Here is a 20,447-nt window from a genome sequence, read left to right on the forward strand (position 1 = left end):
TATACAATGATATTTGCGGGGACTTTCTTATTTTAAAAATAAAATTATTTCTTCTTTCTAAGCACTACAGCGGTACGGGCAGGAATGTAGAGTTTCAGCCACTCTTTCTTCTCCTTACTGTACAGCGGGTCGGCAATAGTGAAATGCACTACAGAATCATCTGCCAAACCGTTTCCTCCAAATGCAACGTCATCCGTATTCAATATTACTTCATAGGCTCCCGGAGTTACCAGGAATCCATAATCGGTAAATGACTGTTTCGGATTAAAGTTAAAGACAAATATAAGGTCTTTACGTCCGTATGCCAATACCTGATCGCCATCATTATGCCATATTTCCTGAACAGGTGTTGCCTGGAAGTCTTTCACGCTCTTGAGAACTTTCAGCATATCCTTATCAAAATCACCCATATAATGATAGGTCAGATTCTTGTTGTCTACCAAATTCCATTGGCGACGGGCATATTTACATGACCATCCGTTACCTTCACGTGGGAAGTCAATCCATTCGGGATGCCCGAATTCATTTCCCATAAAGTTCAGATACCCCCCGTTGATGGTTGAAGAGGTCAATAAACGAATCATCTTGTGCAAAGCGATACCACGATTGACAACATAATTTTCATCTCCCTTTTGCATATGCCAGTACATATCAGCATCAATCAAACGGAAGATAATTGTCTTGTCTCCCACTAATGCCTGGTCATGGCTTTCTGCATACGAAATGGTCTTTTCATCCTGACGACGGTTGGTTACTTCCCAGAACATGCTGGAAGGTTTCCAGTCTTCATCAATCTTTTCTTTGATTGTCTTGATCCAATAGTCCGGAATGTTCATCGCCATACGATAATCGAAACCGTAACCGCCATCTTCTACTTTTGCAGCCAGCCCCGGCATACCGGAAACTTCTTCCGCAATGGTTATCGCTTTCGGATTTACCTGATGAATCACTTCATTAGCCAATGTCAGATAACAAATCGCATTATCATCCTGATAACCGTTGAAATAATCTCCGTAGTTACAGAAGGCTTCACCCAAACCGTGACTATAATATAGCATAGAAGTTACTCCGTCAAAACGGAAACCGTCAAATTTATATTCTTCCAGCCAGTACTTGCAGTTAGACAACAGGAAGTGAATCACTTCGTTCTTGCCATAATCGAAGCATAGAGAATCCCAAGCCGGATGTTCGCGACGAACGCCCGGATAGAAATACTGATTCGGATCACCGGCAAAGTTTCCTAATCCTTCTACTTCATTCTTCACTGCATGCGAATGAACGATGTCCATAATCACAGCAATTCCCATCTCATGAGCGGCATCGATTAATGCTTTCAATTCATCGGGAGTACCAAAACGGGAAGAAGCAGCAAAAAAGCTGGATACATGATAGCCGAAACTTCCATAATAAGGATGTTCCTGAATGGCCATTATCTGGATACAGTTATACCCTTCTTCAGCAACACGGGGAAGTATTTTCTCGCGGAATTCATTATAAGTACCCACTTTTTCCTCCTGCTGCGCCATTCCAATATGACATTCATAAATCAACAGTGGATTCGTGTCGGGCTTGAATGTTTTCTTTTTAAATTTATAGGGTTTCTCCGGGGCCCAGACTTGCGCACTGAATATCTTGGTCTGTTCATCCTGCACCACACGTGTAGCCCATGCAGGAATACGCTCGCCTTGCCCACCTTCCCAGTATACATTCAGCTTGTAGAGATCGCCATGACGGATAGCATCCGCCGGCAGGTTAATTTCCCAATTGCCATTCTTTTGTTTTTTCAGCTTGTAGGCTGCTTTTTCCTCCCAGTTATTAAATGTACCCACCATATAAATATGAGTAGCATTGGGTGCCCATTCACGGAAAGTCCACCCCTTATCGGTGCGATGCAATCCAAAATAAAGATACCCCGATGCAAAATCTGAAAGGGTTTGTTTTCCTTTATTCGTCAATTCAGCTTCCTTGTCTAATACACGCTGATGACGCCCGGTAATAGCACCGGCAAAAGGTTCCAGCCAAGGATCGTTTTTTATGAGATTAAGTGTCTTTTCCATATCAGAATTGAATTAGGATTATGCTTTTACTTTTACGATTACTTTTTTCACACCATCCGGAGTGATGCCGGGAGCATGACCGTCTTGCGGGAAGAAGATAGCAAACATTCCCGGTTTTACGGTAACGTATGTCTCTGCCAATCCTTCAAAGAAAGTAATGTCCTTTTCTGCGTTATAAGGCGCATCTGCCGGAACACAATCTTTAGCAGCAGTATACCCCATAATTTCTGTTCCCGACAACGGGATTTGAATATCAATAAATTCGTTATGAGTTTCCAGTTTGGCTTCCTCTTTTGTTTTAGGTTTGGTTTGTGCGATATTCACAAACAGATCTTTCCCCTTCAGTTCTGTCTTACCAATTTCCATGGCTTGGAGGTCATGAGACTTCAAGAAGTCAATGGCTTGTGCAAACAAAGAATTTAAAGACGCATATTTCTCCAGATTTTCTAAAGTATCTACTACCATATGAGTTAAATTTTAAAGTTTATATTCTAGGCATTATTTATTCAAAATCATCAATCGTATAATTCATAAAATCGGCAAACCGTTTGAACTGGCGGAACGCTTTGTCTATCTGTTCCAACATATCCGGCTGGGTAAAGAAGTCATCAGGAACATTATAAGAACAAACATACTCTTTACATTTCAAATAATCGACGTATTTGAAGTCTTTTGGGAAGCCTTTCGGAGCTGTTTTCAGAAAATCCTCCCCTATTACCGGGAAGTATTTCTTAAATTCCGGATCTTCTACGATCGCAACAAATTCTTCGATATTGTCATAAATAGATTGTCTCACTGCTTTCAGGATATTGGAAGGCAGACACAAGCTTCCTCCGGCAAGCATCGAACCATCCGGCTGCAAGTGTACATAATATCCACAATGGTCAGATTTCTTTCCTTTGGCATTGATATAACCGCCGAAATGTATTTTATAAGGTGTTTTATCCGCAGAGAAGCGGGTATCCCGGTAAATACGATAAGTACAGTCTTTGGGTTGAATTCCCCGGATAGTCTCATCAAACAGGGAAATGCGGGCAATCACTGTTGCCAAAAAGTTGTCGAACTCAGCACGGGCTGTTTCATATTCTGCCTTGTGCTCATTAAACCACTCACGATTATTATTCGCGGAAAGATCTTTTAAAAACTGAAAGATAACGGGTATGTTCATCTTTATCATTTTCTATTATTACTCTACAAACGTACAAATTTTATTTCATATAAACTACAAAAGGGGGTAAAAGGACATAAAAAAAGCATCGGCCTGGTAAAACCGATGCTTTAACACATTTATCAAAAAAACAGACTCTTCTGTCTCTGACGTACTTTAGCTTTCACAAGTGGAGTACAATCTCTTTAATTAATCTTATATCTAATACTATGAAAAACACATAAATATAACAGTACAAAAGTGACATTTGTTCAGCAATACTCTGTATATTTCAGTTAATTATCGTTTATAGAATGAAATGTTCCTCATTTACAGGCAATACAATACGCTCCCAGTCAATCATGGCGTTGAATAACATGATATGTGAATAGTCATTTAAATGTACTTGCGCAATGTCTTTCTCAACAATCAATTGCTTATTCAGAAGTTCCGCCCGCTTCGTTCCCCGGAGTAACGGATGAGCCGGAGTAAACCATGTACGACCGTCATAGAGGGCGATATTGGCTATAGAAGTATCTGTCAGATAGCCGTCTTTCACGATTAAAATATCATCTGCCATTCCTCTTTGGGCATATAAAGCGTTCAATTCTCCGCGATGTGTGCTTTTGTAAGTGTAATTAATGGTATCGGATTCTATCAGATGCAAAGAGGACACTTGCCGCATCTGATAAGGAGCATACGTGACTTCTTCTACTTCTTTTCCATACACAATCCGGCATTTATGAATCCCGTTTAAAACCGGTGGCGATATATACTCACTCAAATCAAGCGGAACACTATCTTTCCAAAAGACCGCACGGGTTCTATTGAAACGCTCTGTGTGATAATCAAGATTATAAATCTGTCCATCCTCTATCCGGATAGTCTCAATAAATGGGTACATATACTTTTTGTTTCATTTCGTTATACTCACTTTCCGCATCGCTCTGACAGGTTATTCCACCTCCACTTTTAAAATACATTTTTTCTCCTTCCTGTTCTACAAAACGTATCATAACGGCACTATCCAAATTAATTCCATCCGAATAGCCCATAATTCCTGTATAAAATCCTCTGTCGTAGGTTTCAGCTTTCCGAATAATCTGCATCGTTTTTTTCTTGGGGGCACCGGTAATGGAACCGGCTGGCAAAAGTCGGAAAATAAGTTCTCCCAAATGTTCCGAATAGTTTTCCGGCAATACACCTTGAATTTCAGAGCTTGTCTGAAGAATCGCTCCCTGATTAGTCTGCAATGTATCGATATACCGATACCGGGAAACAGACACTTGATTGGCAATCATGCTTAAATCATTACGAATCAAATCTACGATAGTAGCGTGTTCTGCCGCCTCCTTAGGATCGTTCATCAATAATTGGGCAGCAGAAGGAATGGAAGCGTCAATAGTCCCTTTCATCGGGTATGAGCTGATTTTTCCTTGATGAATTCTCACAAATATTTCTGGAGAAAAAACAGTAAAAGAGTCTTTAACCCATAGCTTATAAATCGCTTTAGAGTGATAATAAATATCTTTCAGAGTGAGATTGGTATCTACCGGAGTGCGACAAGTCAAATTTGTGAGAAAACTATTTCCAGCCAGGATATTCTGTCGGACAATATTAAACGAGCGTTGATAAGAATAGAAAGATTCTGCAGAAGGCTGCCAATGGATAGAGTTCGCTAGTTTAGCTGAAAAAGAGGGTGTATACTTTTCAGTTGACGTAGCTTGATTGGTAAATCCATTCAAATTATACAAAAGTTCAGTAGAATCAACAGCAGCAACCTCTTCTATATAAGATGCATCCTGCAGATAATTGATAATAAAAATAAAAGGACGATGGTGTTGTCCAAACTGATTCATCCGTTTGATGGCCTGTTCCTTATTATATAAGTGCATAAAATACTTCAGCGTTTAGGAATGGCAAATGTACACAAAAAGTATAGATTAGAAAAAGATAGTAATAAAAAAGGGTTACCCGACGTATCATACCGGCAACCCTTTGTCATTTATAAGATTGGTCAAATTACTTCATAACAGCTTTCACTTGAGGAAGCATCTTTTTCACATTTTCATTTTCCGGAGAGATCTTAGCAGCCTCTTCCAAATAGTCTAATGCTTCTTTAAATCTTCCATCCGCTTTTTCTTTTTCTACAGCATATTTGTCTGCGTCTGAATTTGCCAAAGGAGCAGCTTTCTTCAGAATATTAGCTCCGTCATTATAACACAAAACTCCTAAACTATACAATGCATTTGTTTTATACTGCTTGTGATCCAATGGAATTACTTTCTTGAAACAATCTTCTGCTTCTTCAGCTTTTCCTGCTTTCTGCGCTGCAAGTCCTGCTTTTAGATAATGAAGACCATAATTCTTCACCATTGTCTTATTATTAGGATCAACTTTCAATCCCTCTTCCAAAGTAGCTACATATTCAGCAGTTTTCTTTTGTGCATCTAAAGCCAAAGCTTTACGAGCATACGCATTTCCTATATTGAATTTCTTTTGAATTGCTATATCAAAAAAAGTCACAGCTTCCGGATATTTTTTCACAGCATCAGCAGCTATACCACAATAATAAGCGGTAGCAGAGTCTTGATTATTCGTCTGTTTCAAATATTCACTGAATTTCGCATACGCTACTGGATAATCTTTAGCATTAAATGCATCATTTCCTTCTTTTTTCAATTGCTCAGGGTCGGTTTGTGCAAAAACATTAGCCACTACAATACAAAATGCAAATAAAAAAATCAATTTCTTCATAACTTTATGTGTTTTTTAGTTGTTTATCGTTCAAAAGTAAAAGTTATAATAGAAAAACACAACCGTATTTTATTTTTTTGAGCTTTTTGAAACCTATATAACGTTCGTTATTCTTCGTAAAAATGACGTTTTTCTATTTCTTCATCCCAAACCATATAAATAAACAAAACTTTTCTCTTTTATAAATTACTGATTCATAGCCACAAAGAAATATATGAATAAAAAAAGTGCCGGAAAGTTTTTGAGTTTTCATAAAAAGCACTACCTTTGCATCCGAAAATAAGGCTGGTTCCGTAGCTCAGCTGGATAGAGCAACGCCCTTCTAAGGCGTGGGTCAAGCGTTCGAATCGCTTCGGAATCACTTAGAAAAATCGCAAACAGCTATTAAAATAGCGTTTGCGATTTTTTCATTTAATAGATTCGTCCACATGTTGTCTACTTGATATTTTTTCACGTACTGGTCACAATCCTATCGGTATTTTCAACAAATACCAAGCTATAAACAGCAATGTCCAGGAAACCAGAATACCTAATGAATATCTCCAGGTATATTTAAGCAATGAGCCATACGTAATCTGCTTATCATACTGCCGCATATAAGTCAGTACCAAAGGCATATAGAATAAAAAAGGAGTAATGGCATTCGTCGAACTATCTCCGATACGGAAAGCGCATTGTGCTACATCCGGAGCAATTCCCATCTGCGCAAACATCGGAATAAAGATAAAAGACATAAAAGCCCATTTGGAGGTAGCAGATACCATAATCAGGTTTATCAATGCTGTAAACAGAATAAAAAGGACGAGAGCAGACAAAGGAGCCGGCTCAAACGAAGAGAGCAGATCAGCTCCCATGATGGCTAAACATTTATCCAGATGGGAATATTCAAAACAAGCAAACATCTGTGCAGCAAAGAAAGCAATAACGAAATACACTCCAAGAAGTTTCATTGGCTGCGTAAGTCCTTCAATCACATCATTGTCAGTGCGATACCGTCCGGAACTGAATCCATAAGCCATCCCCGTAATACCTGCTCCCAAAGAAAGCAAGAATAAAATACCGGCAATAAAAGGCGAATGCATCAAACCTCCGTTCACCCCTCGCAAAATTCCATAAGAAGAAAAAGTAAGCCACAAGATAAGAGCGACATAAACAGCTGCTACAACAATGGAAATCATAATGGCACGCCGCTCTTTGCGAGACAGAGGATGATATGCCACCACTTTCACACTGCCTTCATACTTTCCTAACGTGGGAAGAAGCCATTTTTGAGTAATCCAATACACAATAGCCGTAATGACTACCGTTGAAGCACTCATAAAGAAGTAATTACAAAGAGGTTCCGTGTTCCCCTGATAACCCGTTTGTGCCAATGCCGCCTCTTGTGTAGTATGCGCCAATAACGGGTCCATCGTACTCAATACAATATTAGCACTATACCCGCACGCAACAGAGACATAAGCCGTAATAATTCCTGCAATCGGATGAAGCCCCACCCACTGAAACAGCATAGCAGCAATAGGCAATAAAATAATATATCCACCATCCCCAATAGCATTCGACAACAAACCGAGCACAATCACCCACAAGATGATTTTCCTCTTTTCCTGCCGGTTCCCTACTCCCATGCGGATACACGCATCAATAAAACCAGAATGTTGTGCCACTCCCAGTCCGAACATAGCGATTATCACCATCCCCAACGGAGCAAAGCCCGTGAAATTCTTAATAGCGTTCCGCAACCACCAACGAATTCCTTCCGGACTCAACAGGCTTTGTACACGGATGTCCTCACCTGTCTGCGGCAATGTCACTTTCAGCCCATAGATATCACATATCCATGAAAGAAAGACCACTGCCATTGTCAGCAGAAGGAACATCGTAGCGGGATGAGGCATACGCCATTTATTCTTCATCATTTTCCGAGTTTACTCTTCGTCAGGCTCCAGATTATCCAAATCGATAATACGCAATTCCAGTGCACGTACTGCCAATCTGGTAGCATTTACTCCCACCCGTTCTCCATTCGGGAAAAGGCGTCCGATAAGATCATTCTGTCGTTTCTCCAATGATTTTACGCCGAAAGGCATCCCTTTCAGATTGGCAATCATCTCCTTCGTATATCCTAATGCCAAATGGCGGAGAAAGCGTTCGTCATATTCATCAATATCATAACTGATGACTGCTTCCTGACGCTTGGCATCATTGGCTACAGATTTCTTGAAACGATCTACAATCTTTTCCAAAATCGGATAGTTAAATACCAGCTTCTTTCCGTCCATCACAGCCTGCACATCTGTTTTCGTCAGTAGTTCTCCTGTTTTGAGGATAATTCCGTCGGCACCGGCATTCAATACATCCACCCACAACTTTTCATTCAGAATCTCACCCGTGAAGATCAGTACCCGAACTCCTTTGTAGCGTTTGAATATATTCCGGCAAATATCAACACCAATGGTCGTAGAACCTCCCAGTCCTAAGTCCAACAATACCAAATCGGGGAGCTGCGCCTCCATCAACGGCCAAAACTCACTTTCCGTCATTGCCGTACCGATCACTTCCGCATTCGGTATTTCATGACGGAATATTTCTTCTGTCCCTTTCAACTCCAGTTTTACATCCTCTACGATAATAACTTTAAACTTCTGTTCTTCCATGTTTCTTATCTAATAACTTTTATGTGTTCTCCTTTTATCGGTGCGGAATGGTGAAATAAACCGTAAATCCGCCACCTTCAGCCGGTTCGGCATTGATACGACATCCTCTGCGTCCCGCAAATTCGTCATGGTCGCGGATAATCTGCTTGCATACCAGATATTCCGTTCCTCTCAACTCCCCTTTCTCACCGGAAGTCATACGTGCCAGATTCGGATAAAATAATTGATTCAATTCTTCCACACTCTTTTCACGTCTCGTATCCGTAAAAAGGAAACGGATATATTCATTATCCTTACGTGCTTGCAGACATATCACCCCATCTTCACGCACAGTCAATGCTTCATCAATCAGATTTTCCAATAGAAAACGCAACTGATTCACATCTCCTATCACCTTCGCTTCCATCGGTTCTATCTCCAGTTTTATCCTCTCCGAACGGTTCTTCATTGATTTCTTGAAGTATTTTCCGGCAGTGTCCAAAAGTTCCTGCACCGGAATCACAGTACGCCGGAAAGTGACTTCCTCCAATTGACGGGAAGCACACGAACTTAAAATCGTAAAGATTCCCTTATAATATTCAATCAATTCCGTCATAGTCTCCACCGCTTCACGCTCCTCCATTTCCGAAAGCTTCTGCGTATTTAACCGTCCTACAATCTGTTTGATTTTATTCGGATAATAAATCGTCTCATGTTTGATCGTCGACAAACAGTTGTCAAGTACCATATTCTGTACATGCAACATACTGTCTTCCCAAGAAGCTCTGCGTGTTTCTTCATGCGCCGACTCAATATCCCGATATTTAGTAGCCAGTTTCACCACTGCGTTAAATACAACAATAGCCACATAACGTGCTACCAGTTCAAAAAGCAGCCGGTCCGTTTCTTGCTCCGTTCCCTCTCTACGCTCCAGATAAAGCACACCGACACATTGATGTTCACCTCCTACTTCCACCATCAGCGGAATTGCCTGAAGATGCTGTTCAGAAAGATATTCTCCGGAACTAAAACACTGTTCTACCATCTCCGGCATTTCCTGTCCGGGACGAGAAGCGTATTCCAGCCGATGTGTCGTTTCGTTATAAACGGCAATCCCCATCCGGTCAATTGTCAGTAGTTCATTCACCGAACCGAATGCTTCATCCACAATACGTTGCGGGATTTCTTTAAGCATACTTTCCTCCCGTTGGAGTGCCTCTACATTTTCTTGTTCCTGTGGTCTGACCAAAGATGCCGCAAATACCTTTTGATTAATCTCAAGTACCTGTTCGAGATTCAAACGATTCTGCAAACGTTTTCTCATATACAGGAAATAGTATCCGACCAAAGAAACAATCAGTAGAACAAAACATAAAATAATTCCTACTGTCTTATTCGTGTTCGACCGTTCCAACTGCCGGCAATACGCTTCAAGAGTCTGATCTTCTCCCTGCAACTTATACAAATCCGTAAATGCCGAATTATTATAACTGTATGCATCCAACTGTTTCAAAGCCAAAAAAGCAACTGACGCCTCATTCCTGATATCCAGAATCACATGATAATCCGAGTCAAACAATTCGTTCCACCAGCTGATTTCGGCAGGCATTCCTTCACCCACCAATTTCATATACCGATGCGGACGATCCGGACGTGCATATTTTTCATAATGCTCATTCAGCAAGAGTATGGCAGAATCTATATATTGCAAAGCAAATTCATAATTTTCATCCACATTAGCAAAATAGGCGGCATTCGCATAATCCGACGCTGCATCCAGTAAATCCTCATATGCAGAATCCGTAACCACCACTATCGAATCGCCCTCCTGCAACATGGGAGGAATCGGGTCATGCAGACAAGAGCTCACCCCAAACGGAAATAGCAGGCAAAGCAACAAGACTCCCATCGCTTTACGCACTCCCGAAGGCAAACGGAAATAGAAACGACTCCCCTTCCCCAATTCACTCTCTACATCAAAGACACATCCCCGGAACAAATCATTCGTTTTCTTATATTTTTCAATGATTCCCTTACAATTCATCAGTCCGAAACCACTACCCTTATTTTCTTTCAAAACTTCCGGATCAGTTGCATTCTTCATTCCGATGACACGAGAGTCATATACTTTCTCACCAATGATATGAGCCACATCTTCTTCGGAAATACCCCTTCCGTTATCTTCCACGGAAATTTCGACATACGCATCCGTAGTACGGGCATACACTTTGATTGTTCCTCCTTCCGGAGTATATTTTCGGGCGTTTTCCGCCAGCGTGTTAATCATAAACAAAGTCAATGCCCGGTCAGCCTTCACCATAACCGTAGTCGGTTCTATTTCCAACTTCTGATTTTTCATTTCAAAAGCACGTCTCCCTTTGCCTAAGAGTTCAAAGAGTTCGTTGAGATCGAACGTTTCAATATTCAGGCTAAGCGTCCCCTGCTTCATCTTAATCCAAAGAGCCAAAATATCATTGTATTCATTAATCGTAGTTACCAGCTCATCAATGTATTGATACTTCTCTTTCTTTATCTTTGCATGATCGATATATCCTCGTTCCGTCAACTTATGCACCTCATTCAAGATACGGTCAATATAAGGATTTATTCCATTCACAATGGCCAGACAAGCCTTCTTAATCAGATTTTGGCGTTTATTTCCCGCGATATGTTGTTCGTAAACATATCGTTGTTTTTCCAACTGCATCCGCTCATCACTCAATGCTTCTACCATCTGCTCATTGTCCACAGCCCAAACGATATACGGTTCAAGTACGTGCACCAAAGCTTTTTCATCACGGTTCAACCGATACAAAGGAACCAGTGCCGCTTTTCCTTCCTCCGAAATTTCCAGTTGAAGACGCCCTTTTCCGAACAGTTGGTCGATGCCTTGTTGAATTAACGGAACATTCATTGGAATAGAGGAAGTGATGTCCCGGCAAAGAGTCAGGATTCGTTGCAGACGTTCCACATCTACTTGATTCCTTATTTTAGATCGCTTATTGAAAAACCACCAAAGAATAACCACCAGTACAAGTCCGGCAATAACCAAAGATAGTACAAGCGTCATTTGTCGTGAATCGGATTCCAATGAAAGATAGCGACTCTCCAACTCTTTATCCTGACGGGTATAATTCAGAATATCCAGGTATATGTTCCGGTTATAATCAGAAGCATACTTCATCCCGAGCCCCGCATACGATACACTCAATTGCTCCCGAATCCTCGAGATCCATTCGGGTACCGTCTTTACGTCTTCCTCCATAATCCATGGAACCCCAGTATATGTCGTATCTCCTTCCGCATAAATACGTAGCTTATCCAACGTATCCACCGCATGATGATAATAAAGCATATGGTGTTGGTTCACACAATCTAACGCTTTTGCAAGCGTATCCAATGCTTCCGAATAACGTCCGTGCTCATTCATATACTTACCGATAGACACATACGCACCGGCAATCTGATACAAATCATTATACTCCCGGAATTTTTCAAGCGCAAGCTGCGCCATTCGCAAAGGCAAAAGCGAATCTACAGGAAAACCAAACTGATCCAGCGCATATCCCCTCCTTGTTCGAAAGAGTTCGAAGTTGTTGGGAGAAACCATCAGATTAGCCAGCCCTTGCAGACCATTTCCTTCGAAATAAGGATGATCAGTCTGAACGGCAGTCCGCCAGGTAATATATAGTTGGTCGAACTCACGCATTTTCCTGTCCTCCGGCTTGGTGGCTTCCACCAATGAAGCCGAGCCTTTGATATAATGATAATAAAGCAACTGATTAGTATCTGTCAATGCTTCATCTTCCGGGATCTGATTGAGAGATGCGATGGCTTCCTGCCGTTGCTGAAGATAATAGTAATAAATAGAAGAAACGATGAAAAATTCGGTGAACGCATAATCCAGTCGAAGTGCCTCGTGACGGTCGGCAAACAAATCACTCTCTTCCCGAATACGTTTCATACGCCGGAGCGCACTGTTACGATAATCATAAAATTCTTTGTTCATAGCTGTCCGCTGACAAATCTTCATCAGTCCGATATCAGCAATCAACAGTTCAAGTTCATTTTTAGTCAGTTTATATACTTCCTTATGCAACGCTTCCGCCCGGTCGAAATCCATAGCCATAAAAGCACAGAATCCGAGATTATTGGATGCCTCCGCTTTCCCCGACTTATAAAAATTTACCTGTCGATAGGCTTCATTGGCATACTTATAAGAAGAATCCAGGCTTCGATAACGATAAGTATACGCTTTCCCGTTTAATGAATCAATCAGGCGCACCTCTTTGGTCGGCACCATATCAGTGCACGAAAAGAAAGAGGCAAACAACACTATACCTATTATATATAAAGGAAAGCGTGAACTCATTTTTGACTATTAACTGTTTTCAGAAAGCAAATCTACAAATATTTCCGATAAGTTGGAGAGAAAATTATTTTTTATACAATAAGTCCTTCTAAATAATAAGAGAAATTCCTACCTTTGCAGGCAAATTAACAAATAGGTAACATCTATTACAAAATGAGCGAAAAAGCACCCTTTATGGTATTCTCGGGAACGAACTCGAGATATCTTGCAGAAAAAATCTGCGCGAGCCTGGATTGTCCTCTGGGAAATATGAACATTACCCATTTTGCCGATGGTGAATTTGCGGTTTCATATGAGGAGTCAATTCGTGGCGCACATGTATTCCTGGTTCAATCCACTTTCCCTAACTCAGACAACTTAATGGAACTTCTCCTGATGATTGATGCTGCTAAACGTGCATCTGCAAAGAGCGTCGTAGCCGTAGTTCCCTATTTCGGATGGGCACGTCAGGATAGAAAAGACAAACCTCGTGTATCTATCGGCGCTAAGTTGGTGGCCGACCTGCTGTCTGTTGCAGGTATCGACCGACTGATTACGATGGACTTGCATGCAGATCAGATTCAGGGATTCTTCAATATCCCGGTAGATCACCTGTACGCATCAGCAGTATTCCTCCCTTACATCCAGTCATTGCAACTGGAAAATCTGGTTATTGCTACACCGGACGTAGGAGGTTCAAAACGCGCCAGCACTTTCTCCAAATACCTTGGTGTACCATTAGTACTCTGCAACAAATCACGTGAAAAAGCCAATGAAGTAGCATCCATGCAGATCATCGGTGACGTGAAAGGTAAAAACGTAGTCTTGATTGATGATATCGTAGACACTGCAGGAACAATAACCAAAGCAGCCAACATCATGTTGGAAGCCGGTGCCCAATCTGTACGAGCTATCGCCAGTCATTGCGTGATGTCTGATCCGGCTTCTTTCCGTGTACAAGAGTCTGCGCTGACTGAAATGGTATTTACCGACAGCATTCCTTATGCTAAGAAATGCCCGAAAGTGAAACAGTTGAGTATTGCCGACATGTTTGCTGAAACAATCAAACGAGTAATGAATAACGAATCTATCAGTTCACAATACATCATTTAATCGTTGATAGTTGAAGTTACAATTCAACAAGAAATAGTAAAATGGATAATGACCGCTTTTGGTTGTTATCCATTTTTTATATACATATTATAAAAAATGGACCACGCAGTGCGCAGTCCATTATCATTTATCACCTATTATTTATTGAAGTCTTCCAAATTTATAGGTTCCTTTTTTGATCACCTTTCCATCTTTATCTGTTTCTACAAAAGGACCATTCTTCTTTCCCTGTTTGAAAAAACCGTCGAAACGATTACCATCTTTGTCGATTTGTACGCCCTGACCGTCTTCCAATCCATCAACGAACCCACCTTTATATTGCATTCCAGCAACGGTTTTCAGAGTGCCTTGTCCATTGGGACGATTATCTTTCCAGTCACCGTCATAAACATCGCCATTACTCCATTTATAAACTCCCTTGCCGTCACGCTTATTGTTTTTCCAGCTTCCTTCGTACACAGCACCATTCGCCCAGGTAAAAGTACCTTTTCCGTCTTGCATGCCGTTCTTAAAATTACCTACATATTTATCGCCGTTAGCATGGTAATAAACTCCTGGACCGGTACGCTCACCTAAGAGATACGAACCTTCATAACGGTCGCCCGTGTGGAAGTAATAAGTACCTTTTCCATGTTGAATATCATCCGCCCAGTCACCGTCATATTTATCCCCATTGGTATATTCAAATACCCCTTTTCCGTGACGGACATCATCTTTCCAGTCTCCTTCATATTTACAGCCATCATCCCAGTTCATGGTACCTTTGCCATTCTTTTTATCATTTTTCCAATGACCGGTATATTTGGCACCGTTTGCCCAAGTATATGTACCTTCGCCTTCGCGCTTATCATTCACCCAATGCCCCACATACAAATCACCATTATGATAATACATGGTACCTTCACCATGTTGATAATCCTGATACCACATACCGTCATAACGGTTATTATTCATAAAATAATAGATACCTTTTCCGTGCTGCTGATCCTGGAACCACTGTCCTTCGTACTTTTCTCCATCGGGGAACATATAAATTCCATATCCTTCACGTTTCCCCTTCACATATTCACCTTCAAAGACATCACCGTTTTTAAAAACCGTTTTTCCTTTTCCGTTCGGTTTTCGTCCTTTCATTTCTCCCGTATAGACACTACCATCTTTAAAAGTATAGTTGCCAATCTTTATTTCAGTGGAGAATGTATCTTTAATTTTTCCGAAAAATCCGCCTTTTTTTCCTTCATTTTCTTGTGCCATCACTCCCTCTTGTGCAAGAAGAGCCAATAAAAGTGTAGTATATAGATATTTCCTCATTGGTTTTAGTCGTTACTCATTTTAGAATTACAATTTGGACAAAGATACAATTTCTATCCCAAACAGCCCACTTTCGGAAAGCAATTTATGACAACTTTTTACCTGCAATGACCTCTTTTAATGTCTCTTTGCACAAATAGCGTTGTGCCAAATCCTGTATTTCCGCAGGAGTAACCTCGTTTACAGCTAGCAGAGAACGTGAAAAATAGTCATCATCCAGACCGGAAGTAGCAATAAAGATCCATGCATCCGCAAGCGAGAAAGGAGATTCATAACTACGGCACATCTCTCCCAACATATAGTTACGTACGATAGTCAGTTCTTCCATTGACACCGGCTCCTGATGCAGACGGTCTATTTCATGATATACTTCCTGTATCAACGGTTCCACATATTCATTATCCGTTTCTGTCGAGATAGCCAGCAATCCGCTATCCGGATAAAACATGATTCCCGCTGAAATGCCATAAGTATACCCCTTTTCTTCACGGATATTAGACATCAGCCGGCTGCCGAAATAGCCTCCGAATAAAGTCATCAATACCCGGAGTTTCAGATAATCAGGATGGTTACGAGTGATGGTTGTATATCCCATCTTTACAGCACTCTGCATAGCATCCTCACGTTCTGTAAAAATCCTCTTTTCGGGAACGGCGGTAAAAGGAAAACTTAATTTCGATACCGGCTGTTGATGTTTACCAAAAGAAGTGCCGAATGTATCCGTCACCCGGCTGATAATATCCTCCGTCACCTTGCCGGACAAGAATATAGAGCAATTGCCCGAATGGTAATACCGTTCATAAAATTCACGAAGCACTTCCGGGGTGATGGCATGATAATCTTCCTCCACTACCATTTTACCACATGGATGCTGTTCGCCATAAAGCGACTTCAACAAGCTGCGATGTGCCAGGAAATCAACTTTGGAAGTATTGACCAGATATTGTTGGATATTGGTATCGAGGATAGTATGCAATTCTTTCTCCGGGAATAGCGGTTCTTTAATCATGGATTCTACTACCTCCAATGTTTTCGCCAAATATTTATTCAACGAATAGACAGTGATGTATGCATACTCCGAAGAGCTGGACAGTTCGAGCCACGAACCGTAGTAATCCAGTTTCTCGGCAATGGTGGCAGCCGTATATTTTGCCGTGCCTTCACGCAGCATCCGGTTCGTAAACAAGGCTTGCAGCTTCTGAGACTGCTGCCAACGGGCACCAGCGAAAAGCACATCTATGCGTACAACTTCCTGTTCACCCGCATTAATAACAGTCAACGGAATACCGTTTGGCAATGTCATTCGGACGGGAGGAAGTATACGGAAATTTTTCAGGGGTTGTATTTCAGGTTGTATTTTACGATCCATAAGATTAGATTCTATTCTTCAAAAACTCTTCTGCCCGTTCCAAGTCTTGCGGGGTATCGATTCCGATGGTTTCCACTTCACTAATGCCAACCTTTATTTTATATCCGTTCTCCAGCCAACGGAGCTGTTCCAAAGATTCAGCCAATTCCAGAGAAGACTGCGGAAGCATGGTTATCTCTTTCAGCACATCTGTACGATAGGCATACAGTCCGATATGTTTGTAGTAGGTATGTCCCTTCAGCCAGTCCTGTTTCTCGGCATTACGCTGATAAGGAATAATGGATCGGCTAAAATAAAGCGCGTTCCAGTTCTTATTGACTACCACTTTCGGTGAATTTACGTTTTCCAATACAGCAAATGGTTCATCTGCGGTAAAAGGTTTCACCAGCGTGGCAATCTGCGTGGTTACATCTTCGAAACAAGCCTTTACCGCATCCAATTGTGAAGGCTGAATAAAAGGTTCATCTCCTTGTATATTAACCACGACATCAAAATCACCCCCAATCTTTGTACAGGCTTCATAACAGCGGTCCGTACCACTTTTATGATGAATGGAAGTCATCACTACCTTTCCCCCGAACGCCTTGACAGCAGCTTCAATACGCTCATCGTCCGTGGCTACATAAGCGTCATCCAAAACGCCAGCCACTTGCTCGTACACACGTTGTATGACTGTTTTTCCACCCAACATAGCCAACGGTTTTGCAGGAAAACGGGTGGACGCATAACGGGCAGGTATAATTCCAAGAAATTTCATCTACTTAATGGATAATGAAGAATGGAAAACAGATAATGACTGTTGTATATATCCCCTTTGCCAATCTTCCGGTTTTAATATTTTGTTATCATATAAAAGCATGTCAATGTCCAGACAAACTTTCTCCTCTTTTTTATCTTCCGGACGACGCCCGGACCTCTGTTCTATATCTTTCAGCGTTTTCCTCACTACTTCTTCATCCTTATCGGAAAAGAACATGACCACTTGGTTGGAAAACAAGGCCGGATTTTTAAAAAACAAAGGTTCAGTTTCCAATTCAGGCGCAAAACATATAGAAGAGAACGATTCAGTCAGTTTCTGTCTGGCAAAAGTCAAATTCTCTTTCCTGTTGTAATTACTCCCTATGCAAACAATATACCTATGCATTAAAAATAAGTATTTAATACTTTATACTTAATACTTAGTTAAAAAGATCGTCCAATCCCCCCTCTTCTATCACCTCTCCGTCCGGAGTTTCCGAACCGGCACATGGATCAAATCCTTCAGGAAGTTTGAATTTCTCCTGCTGGTCATATCCCAAAGTCGGGTCATCATACACTTTCTTCATATACAGTGCCCAAATAGGCAAAGCAGCAGCAGCTCCCTGTCCATAGGTCATTTTACCGAAGTGGATGTCGCGTTCGTCACCTCCTACCCAACAACCGGATACTAGTGAAGGAGTGAATCCCATAAACCAAGCATCAGAATTATCATTGGTCGTACCTGTTTTTCCACCCATATCGGCGGTAATTCCATAACGGCGAACACGTCCTCCCGTTCCTTCATTAATAACGGCACGCAGCATAACCAACATTTTATATGCACTTGAAATACTTATCACTTCCTCCATTTGCGGTGCAAAGGTAGAAAGCACATTACCGTCACTATCTTCAATGCGTGTAACAAACAATGGAGCCACACGAATTCCTTTATTGGCAAAAGCCGTATATGCACTTACCATTTCACCGACAGAGATTTCACAAGGTCCCAGACAAAGCGAAACGACCGGGTCGATTGCTTTATTACGAACTCCGAAACTATGAATCAAACGTACGAGATTATACGGATTCAGTTTGCCCATCAGATAAGCGGAAATCCAGTTGTCGGAATTAGCCAGTCCCCACTTTAGAGTCACCATTTCCCCATAACGTTTATTGTTTGCATTACGAGGCGTCCAAGGAGTTCCATTCTCATCAATCAACGTTTGCTCTACGTGGCGTGTCTGATCGCAAGGAGAAAATCCATTTTCCATTGCCAATGTGTATAAATACGGTTTGATAGTAGAACCAACCTGACGGCGTCCCACCATTGCCATATCATACTGGAAATATACATAATTCGGTCCACCTACATAAGCTTTGACGTGTCCGCTTACCGGATCCATCGACATAAATCCCGTCCGTAGGAAAGATTTGTAGTAACGGATTGAATCCATCGGTGTCATAATTGTATCCTTATCTCCCTTCCAGGAAAAAACAGTCATTTCTTCCGGAGTATCAAACGCCTTACGGATCTGCTGTTCTGAAGCTCCCGCCTCTTTCATGAGACGATAACGCTCCGTCTGCTTCATGGCTTTCGTCAACAACTCTTCCACTCGTTTTTCCGGTAATGACCTTGCATATGGAGCATTTTTACTTCCCTCTTTTTCTTTAAAGAATACAGGTTGCAAATAATCACCTAAATGCTCTTTTACAGCATCTTCGGCATACTGCTGCATACGTGAATTGATCGTTGTATAAATTTTCAATCCATCTGTATAGATGTTATAATTCGTACCGTCCTTCTTTTTATTTTTCGCACACCAGCCATATAACGGATTAGTTTCCCAAGCAATGGAATCCTCGTAGAATTTCTGCATTTGCCAACCACGATAATCACTTTTCACAGGTTTCGGTGCTGTCATGACGCCACGGAGATATTCGCGGAAATAAGTAGCCAGTCCTTCTTTGTGGTCAACACGGTTATACCTCAGTTTCAACGGAAGAGCCTGCAAAGAGTCGCATTCTGCATCTGTGATATAACCGGCCTTACGCATCTGGTCAAGCACCACATTACGACGGCCACGGGAACGTTCATTGAACCGAACCGGATTGTAGAGTGACGGATTCTTGCACATCCCCACCAACGTAGCAGCCTCTTCGATCTTCAAATCCTTCGGTTCGCAGCCGAAGTATGTATGCGCAGCAGTTTTAATACCAACAGCATTATTCAGAAAATCAAATTTATTGAGATACATACTCAAGATTTCCTCTTTGGTATAGTAACGTTCAAGTTTCACAGCAATCACCCATTCAATCGGCTTTTGGAAAAGACGTTGAAGTGTATTTCTCGCCACATTTTCAGTAAACAGCTGTTTGGCAAGCTGTTGTGACAAAGTACTACCTCCGCCAGCATTTTTCTGAAACATCAAGCCACGTTTTACAAACGCACGAAACAGTGCTTTGGCATCAATTCCGGAATGTTCGACAAAACGAACGTCTTCCGTTGCAATAAGAGCATTGATAATACTGGGCGACAAATCCTTGTAAGCTGTATACACCCGGTTTTCCTTGCTGTAAGACCATGTGCCAAGCACTTTTTCATCTTCAGAGAAAATCTCCGTTGCAAATTTATAACTCGGATTTTCCAGCTCCTCAACAGGAGGCATATAGCCAATCCAGCCCTTTGAGATAGAGACAAAGATGACAACAATAGCCAACACAACGACTGCCAAAAATATCCAAAGAGCTTTTATTATTTTTCGAATCATGTTTTTTCTTGCTTAAAATGATGCATTAATTAAGGTGCAAAGGTAGATAAAATCCGCTATTCAGCCAACGAGTTTGATTAGATTTTCTATTTTGTTAAAATATAGAGTGACACTCATAACAAATAGCACGAAACCAAAAAGAAAGAACGTTTGTTTGGGAAAGTAGCGGAAAGGAAGTATCTTTGTCTACACTTATTCAA

15 protein-coding genes and 1 tRNA gene are annotated in these 20,447 nt (G+C 41.3%); 2 read left to right on the forward strand and 14 right to left on the reverse strand.

Annotated elements, in window-relative coordinates; translation table 11 throughout:
• Positions 1-44: 44 nt before the first annotated feature.
• From GD631_RS16300 to GD631_RS16325, 6 genes are all read right to left on the reverse strand, one after another.
• Positions 45-2,057, reverse strand: a complete 2,013-nt coding sequence (locus tag GD631_RS16300) for an alpha amylase C-terminal domain-containing protein (protein WP_143258608.1) — start codon at positions 2,055-2,057, stop codon at positions 45-47.
• A gap of 18 nt (positions 2,058-2,075) precedes the next feature.
• Positions 2,076-2,522, reverse strand: a complete 447-nt coding sequence (locus GD631_RS16305) for a NanQ anomerase/TabA/YiaL family protein (RefSeq protein WP_143258609.1) — start codon at positions 2,520-2,522, stop codon at positions 2,076-2,078.
• A 37-nt stretch (positions 2,523-2,559) separates the two neighbouring features.
• The gene (locus GD631_RS16310) at positions 2,560-3,234 is read right to left on the reverse strand and encodes a DUF2461 domain-containing protein (RefSeq protein ID WP_185911493.1); all 675 of its coding nucleotides are present in this window, start codon (positions 3,232-3,234) and stop codon (positions 2,560-2,562) included.
• Positions 3,235-3,511: 277 nt separating this feature from the next.
• Entirely contained in the window at positions 3,512-4,108 is a 597-nt protein-coding gene (locus tag GD631_RS16315; RefSeq protein ID WP_143258610.1) for an aminotransferase class IV family protein, read from the reverse strand.
• Complete coding sequence (locus tag GD631_RS16320; protein WP_143258611.1) at positions 4,092-5,099, reverse strand: aminodeoxychorismate synthase component I; 1,008 nt, start codon at positions 5,097-5,099, stop codon at positions 4,092-4,094. The genes GD631_RS16315 and GD631_RS16320 overlap by 17 nt, the downstream gene beginning before the upstream one ends.
• Positions 5,100-5,226: 127 nt before the next feature.
• Positions 5,227-5,961 (reverse strand): tetratricopeptide repeat protein, encoded by a 735-nt coding sequence (locus GD631_RS16325; RefSeq protein WP_143258612.1) that lies wholly within the window; start codon positions 5,959-5,961, stop codon positions 5,227-5,229.
• Positions 5,962-6,248: 287 nt separating this feature from the next.
• Between GD631_RS16325 and GD631_RS16330 the strand changes: the two genes are divergently transcribed.
• Positions 6,249-6,322 (forward strand) — tRNA-Arg (locus GD631_RS16330).
• Positions 6,323-6,422: 100 nt separating this feature from the next.
• On the opposite strand, the gene GD631_RS16335 is transcribed toward GD631_RS16330, so the two are convergent.
• Genes GD631_RS16335 through GD631_RS16345 form a run of 3 tightly spaced genes read right to left on the reverse strand, consistent with a single transcriptional unit; the run spans position 6,423 to position 12,969 of the window.
• Positions 6,423-7,877 (reverse strand): AbgT family transporter, encoded by a 1,455-nt coding sequence (locus GD631_RS16335; protein ID WP_143258762.1) that lies wholly within the window; start codon positions 7,875-7,877, stop codon positions 6,423-6,425.
• Positions 7,878-7,889: 12 nt separating this feature from the next.
• The gene (locus GD631_RS16340) at positions 7,890-8,618 is read right to left on the reverse strand and encodes a DUF5932 domain-containing protein (protein WP_004317459.1); all 729 of its coding nucleotides are present in this window, start codon (positions 8,616-8,618) and stop codon (positions 7,890-7,892) included.
• Positions 8,619-8,652: 34 nt separating this feature from the next.
• A complete protein-coding gene (locus GD631_RS16345) occupies positions 8,653-12,969 on the reverse strand; it encodes a DUF5113 domain-containing protein (RefSeq protein ID WP_185911494.1) in 4,317 nt (1,438 codons plus the stop codon).
• Between the two features lie 153 nt (positions 12,970-13,122).
• On the opposite strand from GD631_RS16345, the gene GD631_RS16350 reads away from it, so the two are divergent.
• Positions 13,123-14,061 carry a ribose-phosphate pyrophosphokinase gene (locus tag GD631_RS16350; RefSeq protein ID WP_185911495.1) on the forward strand — a complete coding sequence of 313 codons (939 nt, stop codon included), beginning with the start codon at positions 13,123-13,125 and terminating at the stop codon, positions 14,059-14,061.
• A 141-nt stretch (positions 14,062-14,202) separates the two neighbouring features.
• Here the strand turns inward: GD631_RS16350 and GD631_RS16355 are convergent, their stop codons facing one another.
• The 5 genes from GD631_RS16355 to GD631_RS16375 all read right to left on the reverse strand — a co-directional run bounded on the left by GD631_RS16355 (position 14,203) and on the right by GD631_RS16375 (position 20,247).
• On the reverse strand, positions 14,203-15,372 hold the full coding sequence (locus GD631_RS16355; protein WP_143258613.1) for an MORN repeat-containing protein: 1,170 nt from the start codon (positions 15,370-15,372) through the stop codon (positions 14,203-14,205).
• Positions 15,373-15,457: 85 nt separating this feature from the next.
• Complete coding sequence (locus GD631_RS16360) at positions 15,458-16,741, reverse strand: M16 family metallopeptidase (protein WP_143258614.1); 1,284 nt, start codon at positions 16,739-16,741, stop codon at positions 15,458-15,460.
• A 4-nt stretch (positions 16,742-16,745) separates the two neighbouring features.
• Positions 16,746-17,498 (reverse strand): 3-deoxy-manno-octulosonate cytidylyltransferase, encoded by a 753-nt coding sequence (gene kdsB, locus GD631_RS16365; protein ID WP_004314934.1) that lies wholly within the window; start codon positions 17,496-17,498, stop codon positions 16,746-16,748.
• Positions 17,499-17,885 carry a 2-amino-4-hydroxy-6-hydroxymethyldihydropteridine diphosphokinase gene (locus GD631_RS16370; protein WP_143258615.1) on the reverse strand — a complete coding sequence of 129 codons (387 nt, stop codon included), beginning with the start codon at positions 17,883-17,885 and terminating at the stop codon, positions 17,499-17,501.
• 34 nt (positions 17,886-17,919) lie between these two features.
• Positions 17,920-20,247: a transglycosylase domain-containing protein gene (locus GD631_RS16375; protein ID WP_143258616.1), complete on the reverse strand. Its 2,328-nt coding sequence runs from the start codon at positions 20,245-20,247 to the stop codon at positions 17,920-17,922.
• Positions 20,248-20,447: the final 200 nt, after the last annotated feature.

Origin of the sequence: Bacteroides luhongzhouii, from assembly GCF_009193295.2 — a bacterium.
In the GTDB taxonomy this organism is placed as follows: domain Bacteria; phylum Bacteroidota; class Bacteroidia; order Bacteroidales; family Bacteroidaceae; genus Bacteroides; species Bacteroides luhongzhouii.